Raw genomic sequence first — 11,803 nt, forward strand, 5'->3', positions numbered from 1 at the left:
ACGACGGAAAGTCCTGGCAGGCCGCCGCGCGATCAGCGCCCCACCTCCGTAAAGAGCTGGGGCAGCTCGGCGATCATCGCCACGCGCGCACGGATCCCGGCCGGCCCGGCCTCGCGCCGGTCGTCCTGGATGAGGCGCGCGAAGGCCACGGTCTGGGGACCGCGGCGTGCCCAGCCGACGAACCATCCATAGCCATGCGCTTCGTCGAGGGAGCTGTCCGGGTTGCGCGGGAACCCGGTGCCGGTTTTGCCGTGGATCTCCCAGCCATCCGAGGGGGCCTCGATCCGGGTAAGGGTTTCGGTCATCGCCAGAGCCGCGTCTGAGACGGGCAGGTCATGCCGGACGAGCCGGCTCAGGAAAGCGACCTGCTCCAGCGGGCTGATCGCCAGGGATGAACTCAGCCACGCTCGCGTCAAACCGTCCGCTTGGCCGGCATCGCCCGACACGTCCGCATTGCCGTACCTGAACCGGGTCACATAGGCTCGGAACCGATCCGCGCCGAGGGCGCGTGTGATCCGCTGCGAGTACCAGACCACCGAATCGCGGATCCAGCTCTCGGGATCGACGGTCTTCCGCCAAGCCGGATTCCAGGCGGTGTCGCCCTCGCGGAACGGGAGGGCCGGGTCGTGCACGTCCGCGAGGAAGCCGCCATCGAAGCCCATCAGACTGATGGCGATCTTGAACGTCGAAGCCGGCGTGACCCGCCGGCTGCAATCGCCGCGCTGGAGCAGGATGCGACCGTCCGTGGCATCGGCAAGCGCGGTACAGACAACGTCACTCGCATGCGTCGGGCCGGCGAGCGCGACAATGCCCAGGGCGAGAATTGCCGAAATCCGCATGTCGATCGTGCGCCTCGTCAGGACGTAGGGCGTGGGCTCGGGCAGGCTGCCGGCGGCGCTCAGCCCCCGTCCCGCGCCAGCCGGGCCAGCCCGTCCCGGGTCGGCGCGGCCGGGCGCCATCCCAGCGCCGCGAGGCCGTCGGCGCGGGCTTCCAGGCCCTCCGCGACGCGGGCGAACAGAGCCTCCCGGCCGGTCAGCCGGCAGGCGAGGCCGAGGAGCCCGGCCGGCACCGGGACCAGACCGGGCTTGCGGCCGAGGCCGGTGCGCAGCGCCGCGATCATCTCGGCCAAGCTCAACGGGTCCGGGTCGGCGGCGATCAGCGCGGCGCGGAGTGTGTCGGGCGCCCGCAAAACCGCGTCCACGGCGCCCGACAGGCTCTCCAGGGAGATCAGCGAGCGCCGCGCCGCCAGCCCGCCGAGCGGCAGGGGGTAGGGGCTGCGGGCGAGCCGCAGCAGCGCGGCCATATTGCCCTTCACGCCGGTGCCGTAGACCAGGACCGGGCGGAGCGCGACCCAGTCGAGCCCGGTCTCGGCCAGCGCCCGCTCGGCCTCCAGCTTGGAGCGGCCGTAGGCGTCGGTGGGCCGGGGCTCATCGCCCTCCCCGACCACGCCGGGCGCGCTGGCGCCGACCTGCGCGCGGATCGAGGACAGGAACACGAACCGGCGCACCCGCGCGCGGGACGCCGCCTCCGCGAGCTTGCGCGTCGCCTCGGTGTTGAGCGTCCGGTAATCGTCCTCGGGGGCCCCCGACAGGGACGTGGTGAGGTTGGCGTGGGCGAGGCCCGCCGAGTGCACCACCGCGTCGACGCCTGCGAGCGCCGCCGCCATGTTGATCGGGCGGGTCAGGTCGCCGACCACCGCGCTCGCGGCGCCCTCCGGCAGCGCGGTCGGCCGGCGCAGCAGCACCCGGACCCGGTAGCCGCGGGCGGTGAGGTCGGCGAGCAGGTGGCGGCCGATGAAGCCGGTGGCCCCGGTGAGCGCGATCAATCCGGTCACGGGCGTGCGGCACCTTCGGCTGGAGCCGGCGCGGGGGCGCGGGCGAAGCGGCGGAGCAGGGCCGCGACCAGGGCGAGCCCAGCCGCGAGCGCTCCGAGCGTGACCGGCCAGGACGGCCAAAGCAAGGTCGCGGCGGCGAGCCCGGCCAGTACGAGGTTGACCCCGAACAGCCGCGCCACGACGCCGGGGACGGTCAGGCCGTGATCGGTGGCGCGCTGGTAATGATGGCCGCGATGCGCCTCCCAGACCCGCTCGCGACGGGCCACCCGGGCGGCGAGCGTCAGGCTGGCATCGGCGAGGTAGGCGAGCGGCAGCAGCAGCGCCGCGGCGAGCCCCCCCGCCAGGGCGAGCTGGCACAGCAGCCAGGCGGTGACGAGCCCGACCGGCAGCGAGCCGACATCCCCGAGGAAGAGACTTGCCACCGGCCGGTTGAACGGCGCGAAGCCCAGCATCGACCCGAGCAGGCAGGCCGCCACCAGCGCCGGCAGCGCCGGCAGGTATCCGGCGAGCCCGAGCAGCAGCAGCGCGCCCGAGACCGGGACGATCTCGGCCACCGTCATCCAGTCGAGCCCGTCCATGAAGTTCGTCAGGTTGACGAACCAGATCCCGCCCAGCAGCGCGAGGCCGCGCTCGAGCCACAGGGGCGCCCCGGGCAGCAGACGGCCGTCGAGGTGCCAGACCAGCACGCCGACCACGCCCGCCTGAACGGCGAGCCGCAGGCCGGCCGGCAATGGCCGCAGGTCGTCCACGGCGCCGAGCAGCGCCAGGACCAGGGTGCCGCTCGCGAGCCGGACCCAGTCCGGCCGGCCGCCGATCTCCGGCGCCGCGATCAGCAGCCCCGAGATCGTCACGAGCGCGGTCACCACGGCGATCCCGCCCCCCTGCGGCGTCGGCACGGTGTGGCTCGACCGCGCGTTCGGCCGCGCCAGGGCGTAGCGCTGCAGCACCGGCCGCAACCGCAGGATCAACCCGGCCGACAGGGCGGCCGCGAGCGGGACGGCGAGGAGGAGGATCGTGTCGAGCGCGGACGGCATCGCGCCGTCCTACGCGATCCGGGGCGTGCCCGGGAAGGCGCGCCAGCCCGCCTCCCGGTCGGGATGCGCCTCAATAAACCTGCGCGCCCTCCCGCGGCGGTTCCGCCGGGCCCGACGCACGGTCCAGGCTCTTGTTCACCACCTTGGCCAAGCCGATCATGATCGCGTCGATGGCGTAGTCCTTGGGCGTGTAGACCGCGCGCACGCCCATGTTCTTCAGGACCAGCTCGTCCTCGGGCGAGATGATGCCGCCGACCACCACCGGGATGTGGTCCAGCCCCGCCTCGCGCATCTGGGCGCGGACCTCGCGCACCAGCGGCACGTGGCTGCCCGACAGGATCGACAGCCCGACCACGTGGGCGCCGGTCTCCTTGGCCTTCGCGACGATCTCGGCCGGGGTCTGCCGGATGCCGTCGTAGGTGACGTCGAAGCCGACGTCCCGGGCGCGCAGCGCGATCTGCTCGGCGCCGTTCGAGTGGCCGTCGAGGCCGGGCTTGCCGACCACCAGCCGCGGGGTCTCGCCCAGGCGCTCCCCGAGATCGGCGATCAGGAGCTTGGCCTCGTCGGCCGCCCCGGAGGAGACGGTCTCGGGGCTGACCCCGGTGGGTGCCCGGTACTCGCCGAACACCTGGCGCAGGCGCTCGCCCCACTCGCCCGTGGTGACCCCCGCCTTCGCGGCCTCGATCGAGACCGGCATGATGTTGGCGCCGGAGCGCGCGGCCTGCTCCAGGGCGTCGAGCGCCCGGCCGACCGCCTGGGCGTCGCGCTTGCCCCGCCAGTCGCGGATGCGCCCCTGCGCCTCCATCTCCACCGTCTCGGACACGGAGAAGATCGCGCCCTCCCCGGCGGTGAGCGGCGAGGGCTCGCCCTGCTGCCACTTGTTCACGCCGACGACGATCTGCTCGCCGGCCTCGATCGCCGAGATCCGCTTGGCGTTCGACTCGACCAGGGCGCGCTTCAGGGCGCCGGTCTCCACCGCGGCGACCGCGCCGCCGATGCCGCCGATCCGCTCCAGCTCGGCCCGGGTCTGCACCTTCAGCGCCTCGACCTTGGCCTCGATCACGTGGCTGCCGTCGAAGATGTCTTCGTATTCGAGCAGGTCGGTCTCGAAGGCCAGGATCTGCTGCATGCGCATGGACCATTGCTGGTCCCAGGGCCGTGGCAGGCCGAGCGCCTCGTTCCAGGCCGGCAGCTGCACGGCCCGGGCGCGGGCGCGCTTCGAGAGCGTCACGGCCAGCATCTCGATCAGGATGCGGTGGACGTTGTTTTCCGGCTGCTGTTCCGTCAGCCCGAGGCTGTTGACCTGGACCCCGTAGCGAAAAATGCGCTTCTTCGGGTCGTCGATGCCGTAGCGCTCCTGGGCGATCTCGTCCCAGAGCTCGGCGAACGCCCGCATCTTGCAGATCTCGGTGACGAACCGCAGCCCGGCATTCACGAAGAACGAGATCCGGCCGAACACGTCGGAGAAGCTCTTTTCGTCGAATTCCGGGTCGTCTCGCACCGTGTCGAGCACCGCGATCGCGATGGCCAGCGCGTAGGACAGCTCCTGGACCGGCGTCGCCCCCGCCTCCTGCAGGTGGTAGGAGCAGACGTTCATCGGGTTCCACTTCGGCACGTTCTTGGTCGTGAACAGGATCACGTCCTTGGTGAGCCGGAGCGAGGGCGCGGGCGGGAACACGTAGGTCCCGCGCGACAGGTACTCCTTGATGATGTCGTTCTGGGTCGTGCCCTGGAGCGCGTCCAGCGGGGCGCCCTGCTCCTCGGCCACCGCCAGGTAGAGCGCCAGCAGCCACGGAGCCGTGGCGTTGATGGTCATCGAGGTGTTCATCTGGGCGAGCGGGATGTCCTGGAACAGGGCCCGCATGTCGCCGAGATGCGCGATCGAGACGCCGACCTTGCCGACCTCGCCGCGCGATAGCTCGTGGTCCGGGTCGTAGCCGGTCTGGGTCGGCAGGTCGAAGGCCACCGACAGGCCGGTCTGGCCCTTGGCGAGGTTGCCCCGGTAGAGCTTGTTCGACTCCGCCGCGGTCGAGTGCCCGGCATAGGTGCGGATGATCCAGGGCTTGTCGCGGCTCGACGTGTCGCCCTTGGTCTCCGCGACGCTCGCGCCCATCGTGGCCTCCCTGTGGTCTTGTTCACTATCCGCGCGCGGGGCGCAGTCTTGGCCGCACCGTAGCGAAGGCAGCCGAGCGCGTCATCCGTGACAGACGGGCAAGACGGCCCGGGAGGGCTCGGAAAGACTTTAAAAAACTTGTGCGGGCCGGCAGCCGGATTTGAAGGGCCCGGCCGATCAGCGTGGCAGCATGAGCGCGCGCGGGGCGCCCTCCTTCGGGCCGTCGAAGAACACCAGCACCCGCTGCCCGTCCGCGGTGGCGTCGAGGGGCAGCAGTGCCTCCGGCTTCTCCCGGTCCGGGTAGCCGGGCAGGTCGAGGCGCTTGCGCGGCGCGCCCGTGCCGTCCCACGCGAACACCGTGTAGTCGCCGGCCGCGACCGCCCCGCCCTCCGGGTCGTGCATCGGCCCCGCCAGGATCAGGAAGCCGTCCGGCACGGCCACGAGGTCGCGCACGCCCCGCTTCTGCCCGCGGCTGTCCGGGCCCAGCGCCACCGTGGCGAGGGTCCCGGCGGCCGGCTTGCCGTCGAACAGGCCGGCGAGGGGCACCGACACGACCGCAGCGCCGCCATCCGCCAGCACGGGGCCGCGCAGGCCGGCATGGAGCCGGCCGCCCCGCACCGCCACGCCCTCAATGGTGACGCCGCCCTCCTCCAGGGCCCGGTCGTGGAAGGGGGCCAGCGCCGGGATGTCGGCGATGATCCGCGCCAGCGCCGCCGTGCCGGCGATCTCGGGCTCGGCGCGAAGCTGGCCGGTCTCCGGGTCCACGGCGTTGGGATCGAGGCGGATGCGGAACAGGTGCCGGGTCGCCTCGGCCCGCGCGTCGCCCTCGGCGTCCTGGCCGTGCTCGCGCCGGGGGCGGCCATGCGAGCCGATGACGTAGAAGGCGCCGTCCGCATAGGCCACGCCCTCGGCGTCGAGTTCCAGCGGCTTGCCGTTTCGGGTGGCGTCGATCAGCCGGATGAAGCGTCCGGCCACGAGGCTGCCGTCCCGCAGGATCGCCACCTGGGCGCCCTGCGACTCGTCGTCGGCCACGAGGCAGATCCGCGGGAAGCCGGTATCGGTGGCGCAGGCGATGCCGCTCACATCCCGGGCCTTCTCGCTCCGCTCCGCCTCGGCGGGATGTTTTGGGTCGGGCTCGCCGAGGAGCTTGCCGCTGACCTTCCACGGCTTGGACTGATCCTTTGCCGAGACTGTCACCGGCAGCGCCGCGAGCCCGCAGGCGAGCGCGATCCGGAGCAGACCCGTCTCGGCCGGGCGGCCGAGGATGGCGCTGACGTTGAGCATGGCGCGGCACATCCCCGGAGCGGAGTCTCGATCCGCTCGCGATAGTCCAAAGCCGCTCCCGACGCACCCGACGCGGCGTCGGTCGAGCGGATGCCCTGTGACCGTAGCGCCGTGTCCGGGCTCATCGGTGGTATAAAGTCTACCGGACTGTCCGGTGTCCCGTTCCGGAAGGTCTCGGGTCCGGTCGGCGGTGAGCCCCCGCCGAATAATACTTGGTCGGTTCGCAAGCCGAATTTGAATACGTCGGCGCCGGCCTTGGGCAGGGCGCTTTTTCACGTTCGAAACCCTCCGATTTCGACTTTCGGCCCACTTGGACGCCTCCGACATCGCCGCTATAGCGCGGGAGAGAACCGCGGCCGTGAGAACAGCGCGGGATGAGAGGAGAGCGAGATGGCTGCGAGCGGTGCGGTCCGTCCGGCGGACGGTGAGGTCAAGGATCTCTACGAGATGGGCGAGATCCCGCCGCTGGGTCACGTGCCGGCCAAGATGTACGCCTGGGCGATCCGGCGCGAGCGTCATGGCCCCCCGGAGCAATCCCACCAGCTCGAAGTCCTGCCGGTGTGGGACATCGGCGACGACGAGGTGCTGGTCTACGTCATGGCCGCGGGCGTGAACTACAACGGCGTCTGGGCGGGCCTGGGCGAGCCGATCTCGCCCTTCGACGTGCACAAGGGCGAATACCACATCGCCGGCTCGGACGCCTCCGGGATCGTCTGGAAGGTCGGCGCCAAGGTGAAGCGCTGGAAGGTCGGCGACGAGGTCATCGTCCACTGCAACCAGGATGACGGCGACGACGAGGAGTGCAACGGCGGCGACCCGATGTTCTCGCCGAGCCAGCGCATCTGGGGCTACGAGACGGGCGACGGCTCGTTCGCGCAGTACTGCCGGGTGCAGTCGCGCCAGCTCATGCACCGGCCCAAGCACCTCACCTGGGAGGAGGCGGCCTGCTACACGCTGACCCTGGCTACCGCCTACCGCATGCTGTTCGGCCACGCGCCGCACACGGTCCGGCCCGGCCAGAACGTGCTGATCTGGGGCGCCTCCGGCGGCCTCGGCGTGTTCGGCGTGCAGCTCTGCGCGGCCTCGGGCGCCAACGCCATCGCGGTGATCTCGGACGATTCGAAGCGCGACTACGTGATGAGCCTCGGCGCCAAGGGCGTCATCAACCGCAAGGACTTCAACTGCTGGGGGCAGTTGCCCACGGTGAACTCGCCCGAGTTCCACGCCTGGACCAAGGAGGCGCGGAAGTTCGGCAAGGCGATCTGGGACATCACCGGCAAGCAGGATGTCGACATCGTCTTCGAGCATCCCGGCGAGGCGACCTTCCCGGTCTCGGCCCTGGTGGTGAAGCGCGGCGGCATGGTGGTGTTCTGCGCCGGCACCACCGGCTTCAACATCACCTTCGACGCCCGCTACGTCTGGATGCGCCAGAAGCGGATCCAGGGCTCGCACTTCGCCCACCTCAAGCAGGCCTCGGCGGCGAACCAGTTCGTGATGGACCGCCGGGTCGACCCGTGCATGAGCGAGGTGTTCCCCTGGGACAAGATCCCCCAGGCCCACACCAAGATGTGGAAGAACCAGCACCCGCCCGGCAACATGGCCTGCCTGGTCAACTCTCCGCGCGCCGGCCTGCGCACGGTCGAGGACGTGATCGAGGCCGGTCCGCTCAAGCGCTGACGCCCCCCCCCGGCCTCCGCCCGCATGCGGAGGCCGGATCGCCGGCCCCGGCCACTGCTCGCCTCTTCCTCCCCCCCTCTTGCCCCGGGCTCGGCCCGGCGCGAGAACGGCCGCGCTCGTTCCAGCACCCCCGCCGGGGCGATGACCGATTCGGCGTGAGGGGCGCGGACGCGCAGGGTGACGGGCGCAGCGCCCGGACCCGGCATCGGGGGTTATGGCATTGGCCGGCGACGACGAATCCTACGTGTACGACGAGGCCACGGGCGAGTGGCTCCCGCCTGGCCAGCCCGCCGCGGCGCCGGCCCGGGCCGAGGCCCGCGACGCGGCCGGCAACGTCCTGGCCGACGGCGACGCGGTCACGCTGATCAAGGACCTCAAGGTCAAGGGCGCGAACCAGACCCTGAAGCAGGGCACGGTCATCCGGTCGATCCGGCTCACGGACGATCCCGAAGAGATCGATTGCCGCCACGACACGATCAAGGGGCTCGTCCTGCGCACCGAGTTCGTGCGCAAGCGCTGAGCCCATCCGGAGGAGACGGCGGCGGAGAAATTCTACCGCTTGCGCGTCTCTTCCTGCGGCAGGTGCCGCCCGTAGGTTTCCTGCTTCTCGGCCCGTTCCTGGATCAGGTTGGCATAGGCCTGCCGCATCTCCGGGGAGACGCTGACGCTCTTGCCCTTGGTGGGCTTGCGCTTGGGCGCCTTCTTGAAGGTGTTGCTCGTCTCGCTCATGCCGGGCTCCGCGTCGGACCATGGCGGCGGCGCGCGGCCGGCAGGAGGTCCGAGACGATTCGGAATCCGGGCCGGCCCGCGAGGCCGGACCCCTGCCCTCTAGCGCATCGCGCGGCCGCGTGCACGGGCCTGCGGGGCGGTTCGAACAGATTCCGCGCACGCGCCCGGTCTGGCGCGCGCGCGGAGGCTCTGCCAAGGTTGCCGCGGTGCAAGGTTACCGCGGTGTGTGTCGAGGGCGGCGATGGCTTCGCGCGGGGCAGGATACGATCCGGGTCCGGAGACGCCCCCGTGGGGCCGGTGGACGAGGCTTCTGCTGGCGGCCCTGCTGCTCGCGGGCCTGACGGCGCCGGCGTTCGCCCAGGATCGCCCGGTGCCGACCCGGCCGGCCCAGCCCGTTCCGAAGGCTGCCCCCCCTGCCCGCCTGCCCGATCCCGCCTTCGAGGCGACCAGGGTCGCGTTCGAGGCGCTGCCCGAGGCGGAGCGCAAGGCGGTCCAGGACGCGCTGGTCTGGACCGGTGACTTCAACGCCGTGGTCTCGGGGGCGTTCGGGCGCCGGACCTTCGACGCGCTGACGGCCTACCGCGCCCGGGCCGGCGGGGCCGATCCCCTGGAGCCGCGCGGCCGGGCGGCGCTGCTGGCGGCGGGCGCGGCGGCCAAGGCGGCGGCGCGCTTCCGGGTCGCCGTCGATCCGGCGAGCGGTGCGATGATGGGCGTGCCCGAGCGCCTGTTCTCGAAGCGCACGGCCCTGCAGGCCGGCACCCGCTGGCAGAGCGCGGACGGGCGCGTGACCCTGGAATCCCGTGCCATCCCGCCCGGGGGCGAGACCCTGGACGGCCTGTTCGACCAGCTGACCACGCCGCTGCCCGCCCGCAAGGTCACCTACAAGCTGCGCCGGCCGGACTCCCTGGTGGTCACCGCCGAGACCGGAACCGGCCTGTCCTACGTTCGGTACGATGCCGGGCCGCAGGGCGTGCGCGGCTTCCTGATCGGGTACGACCGGGCGCTCGCCGCGGAGGTCGGCCGTCTGGTGATCGCAGTGGCCAACGCCTTCGAGCCGTTCCCGACGGCTGCCGCCCCCGAGCCCGCGAAGGTCGCCGCGGACCTGCCGCCGGCATCCGCCGCGGCGGTGCCGCCCGCGAGCGCCGCCGGCGCGGAGGCCGGGACCGGACTTGTGATCGCGCCGGGGCGCGTCCTCACCGCCGCTTCGGTGCTGGAGGGGTGCCCCGCGCCGCGCGTCGGGGCGGTACCTGCCCGGGTGATCGCGACCGGCCCGGCCGGGCTCGCCCTGCTCGAGGCGGCGGGCATCCCGGCCCCGATCCGGGTGCCGGTCCGGACCGATACGCTCGCCGCCGAAGAGGTTCTGATCGCGTTGGCCCCGGGCTCGGACGGGGTTCTGGCCGCGCCAGCCACGGCCGTAGCCGGCGGCGTGATCGCGCCGCTCCAGCCGGGCTCCGCGGGAGCGCCTGTGCTCGACCGGTCGGGGCGGCTCGTCGGGCTCGTCGCCCGCTATCCGGCGGCGGTGCGGCGTGTCGCCGGCATCGTGCCGCCCGCGCGCCTGGCCCTGGTGCCGGCCCAAGCGATCGCGGCGTTCCTGGCCGGCCAACGTGTCGCCGAGGCGAAGCCGGCCCCGAATTCCGGGCCCGGCGCGGTGGCCCCGGCCATCGTCGGGATCAGCTGTCGATAGGGCCCGCCTCGCGGACCGGGGAACGTTCCCCGATCCATGAAGCGGGCACGCTGCTTCGGACGCGCCCGCCGAACCGGAGACGCTTCGGCAGGGCTGCGTCCGAGGGGCGCTTACAGGCGGCCGGTCACCAGCAGCACGATCAGCACGATGAGCAGGATGCCGCCGAGGCCGAAGCCTGGGCCGCGATAGGCGCCGCCGCCCAGGAAGCCGCCGCCGCCGAAGGCCAGGATGATCAGGATGATGAGGAGAATGGTAACGAGGGACATAAACAGGCTCTCCGGACGGTCGCTGTTGTTGCGAGCGTGACCGTTGAAACGCTGCGACAATCCGTTCCGTTCAACGCCGGGCCGAACTTTTGCGGGGATATTCGCCGGTTGACGCGGTAGATCTCAGGCGTGCCAATCCGGCAACACATCCTGCGGTGCCGCGAGCCAGTCCGGGACCGGCAGGCCGCGCTCGGTCAGGAAGGCCGGATTGAACAATTTCGAGGCGTAGCGCGCCGCCCCGTCGCACAGGATCGTCGCCACCGTGTGGCCGGGACCGAGCTCCCGGGCCAGCCGGATCGCCCCGGCGACGTTGATGCCGGACGAGCCGCCGAGCGACAGCCCCTCCTCCCGCATCAGGCCGAAGACGATGTCCAGCGCCTCGCGGTCCGGGATCCGGAAGGCGTGGTCCGGGGTGAAGCCCTCGAGGTTGCGGGTGATGCGGCCCTGGCCGATCCCCTCGGTGATCGACGAGCCCTCCGCCTTCAGGGTGCCGGTGGTGTAGTGGGCGTAGAGGGCCGATCCCTCCGGGTCGGAGAGCGCGATGCGCACGCCCGGGCTCCGGGCCCGCAGGGCCGCCGCGGTGCCGGCCAGCGTCCCGCCGGTCCCGGCCGCGCAGACGAAGCCGTCGACCCGGCCGCCGGTCTGCTCCCAGATCTCGGGCCCGGTCCCGTCCACGTGGGCCTGCCGGTTGGCGACGTTGTCGAACTGGTCGGCGAAGAACGCCCCGTTCGGCTCCGTGGCGGCGAGTTGCTCCGCCAGCCGCCGGGCGACGTGAACGTAGTTGTTCGGGTTGGAAAACGGCACCGCCGGCACCTCGACCAGGCGGGCGCCGGCGAGCCGCAGGGTCTGCTTCTTCTCCTCGGACTGGGTGACCGGGATGACGATCAGCGTCCGGTAGCCGCGCACGGAGGCCACCAGGGCGAGGCCGATGCCGGTATTGCCGGCCGTGCCCTCCACAATGGTGCCGCCCGGCCGGATCAACCCCTTCGCCTCGGCATCCTGCACGATGGACAGCGCCGCCCGGTCCTTCACCGACAGGCCGGGATTCAGGAACTCGGCCTTACCAAGGATCTCGCAGCCGGTCTCCTCGGACGCCCGGCGCAGGCGGATCAACGGCGTGCCGCCGACCGCGGAGAGGACATCGGACTGGGCGGTGCGATTCAGGGTCGTCATGGGCGGGAG

General features: G+C 72.2%; 11 protein-coding genes. 3 read left to right on the forward strand and 8 right to left on the reverse strand.

What is annotated here, in order from left to right; translation table 11 throughout:
• Positions 1–32 precede the first annotated feature (32 nt).
• The 5 genes from blaOXA to AC0IY0_RS14640 all read right to left on the reverse strand — a co-directional run bounded on the left by blaOXA (position 33) and on the right by AC0IY0_RS14640 (position 6,265).
• Positions 33–839 carry a class D beta-lactamase gene (blaOXA, locus tag AC0IY0_RS14620; RefSeq protein WP_471764326.1) on the reverse strand — a complete coding sequence of 269 codons (807 nt, stop codon included), beginning with the start codon at positions 837–839 and terminating at the stop codon, positions 33–35.
• A 59-nt stretch (positions 840–898) separates the two neighbouring features.
• Positions 899–1,834 (reverse strand): NAD-dependent epimerase/dehydratase family protein, encoded by a 936-nt coding sequence (locus tag AC0IY0_RS14625; protein ID WP_147939420.1) that lies wholly within the window; start codon positions 1,832–1,834, stop codon positions 899–901.
• Complete coding sequence (locus AC0IY0_RS14630) at positions 1,831–2,868, reverse strand: MraY family glycosyltransferase (RefSeq protein ID WP_471764259.1); 1,038 nt, start codon at positions 2,866–2,868, stop codon at positions 1,831–1,833. The genes AC0IY0_RS14625 and AC0IY0_RS14630 overlap by 4 nt, the downstream gene beginning before the upstream one ends.
• Before the next feature lie 70 nt (positions 2,869–2,938).
• On the reverse strand, positions 2,939–4,981 hold the full coding sequence (locus AC0IY0_RS14635; protein WP_147910612.1) for a protein meaA: 2,043 nt from the start codon (positions 4,979–4,981) through the stop codon (positions 2,939–2,941).
• Positions 4,982–5,158: 177 nt separating this feature from the next.
• Complete coding sequence (locus tag AC0IY0_RS14640; protein WP_471764261.1) at positions 5,159–6,265, reverse strand: DUF3616 domain-containing protein; 1,107 nt, start codon at positions 6,263–6,265, stop codon at positions 5,159–5,161.
• Positions 6,266–6,655: 390 nt separating this feature from the next.
• Here AC0IY0_RS14640 and ccrA point away from each other — a divergent pair, with 390 nt between their 5' ends.
• Together ccrA and AC0IY0_RS14650 are read left to right on the forward strand one after the other, a co-directional pair.
• Entirely contained in the window at positions 6,656–7,942 is a 1,287-nt protein-coding gene (gene ccrA / locus AC0IY0_RS14645; protein ID WP_147857214.1) for a crotonyl-CoA carboxylase/reductase, read from the forward strand.
• Between the two features lie 220 nt (positions 7,943–8,162).
• Positions 8,163–8,462 (forward strand): alkylphosphonate utilization protein, encoded by a 300-nt coding sequence (locus AC0IY0_RS14650; protein ID WP_471764262.1) that lies wholly within the window; start codon positions 8,163–8,165, stop codon positions 8,460–8,462.
• Positions 8,463–8,494: 32 nt separating this feature from the next.
• On the opposite strand, the gene AC0IY0_RS14655 is transcribed toward AC0IY0_RS14650, so the two are convergent.
• The gene (locus AC0IY0_RS14655; protein WP_187193595.1) at positions 8,495–8,671 is read right to left on the reverse strand and encodes a hypothetical protein; all 177 of its coding nucleotides are present in this window, start codon (positions 8,669–8,671) and stop codon (positions 8,495–8,497) included.
• Positions 8,672–8,912: 241 nt separating this feature from the next.
• Here AC0IY0_RS14655 and AC0IY0_RS14660 point away from each other — a divergent pair, with 241 nt between their 5' ends.
• A complete protein-coding gene (locus AC0IY0_RS14660; protein ID WP_471764263.1) occupies positions 8,913–10,355 on the forward strand; it encodes a serine protease in 1,443 nt (480 codons plus the stop codon).
• Between the two features lie 110 nt (positions 10,356–10,465).
• On the opposite strand, the gene AC0IY0_RS14665 is transcribed toward AC0IY0_RS14660, so the two are convergent.
• Together AC0IY0_RS14665 and AC0IY0_RS14670 are read right to left on the reverse strand one after the other, a co-directional pair.
• A complete protein-coding gene (locus AC0IY0_RS14665) occupies positions 10,466–10,621 on the reverse strand; it encodes a hypothetical protein (protein ID WP_007563230.1) in 156 nt (51 codons plus the stop codon).
• Between the two features lie 123 nt (positions 10,622–10,744).
• The gene (locus AC0IY0_RS14670; RefSeq protein WP_471764265.1) at positions 10,745–11,794 is read right to left on the reverse strand and encodes a cysteine synthase A; all 1,050 of its coding nucleotides are present in this window, start codon (positions 11,792–11,794) and stop codon (positions 10,745–10,747) included.
• Positions 11,795–11,803 lie beyond the last annotated feature (9 nt).

The sequence above is a fragment of the Methylobacterium sp. AC315 genome (genome assembly GCF_979253755.1).

Bases quoted from the DNA above. Each gene is read 5' to 3' on its own strand.
- AC0IY0_RS14660 (WP_471764263.1), top strand. From the start codon at position 8,913: ATGGCTTCGCGCGGGGCAGGATACGATCCGGGTCCGGAGACGCCCCCG.
- blaOXA (WP_471764326.1), bottom strand. From the start codon at position 839: ATGCGGATTTCGGCAATTCTCGCCCTGGGCATTGTCGCGCTCGCCGGC.
- AC0IY0_RS14640 (WP_471764261.1), bottom strand. From the start codon at position 6,265: ATGCTCAACGTCAGCGCCATCCTCGGCCGCCCGGCCGAGACGGGTCTG.
- ccrA (WP_147857214.1), top strand. From the start codon at position 6,656: ATGGCTGCGAGCGGTGCGGTCCGTCCGGCGGACGGTGAGGTCAAGGAT.
- AC0IY0_RS14630 (WP_471764259.1), bottom strand. From the start codon at position 2,868: ATGCCGTCCGCGCTCGACACGATCCTCCTCCTCGCCGTCCCGCTCGCG.
- AC0IY0_RS14665 (WP_007563230.1), bottom strand. From the start codon at position 10,621: ATGTCCCTCGTTACCATTCTCCTCATCATCCTGATCATCCTGGCCTTC.
- AC0IY0_RS14635 (WP_147910612.1), bottom strand. From the start codon at position 4,981: ATGGGCGCGAGCGTCGCGGAGACCAAGGGCGACACGTCGAGCCGCGAC.
- AC0IY0_RS14655 (WP_187193595.1), bottom strand. From the start codon at position 8,671: ATGAGCGAGACGAGCAACACCTTCAAGAAGGCGCCCAAGCGCAAGCCC.
- AC0IY0_RS14670 (WP_471764265.1), bottom strand. From the start codon at position 11,794: ATGACGACCCTGAATCGCACCGCCCAGTCCGATGTCCTCTCCGCGGTC.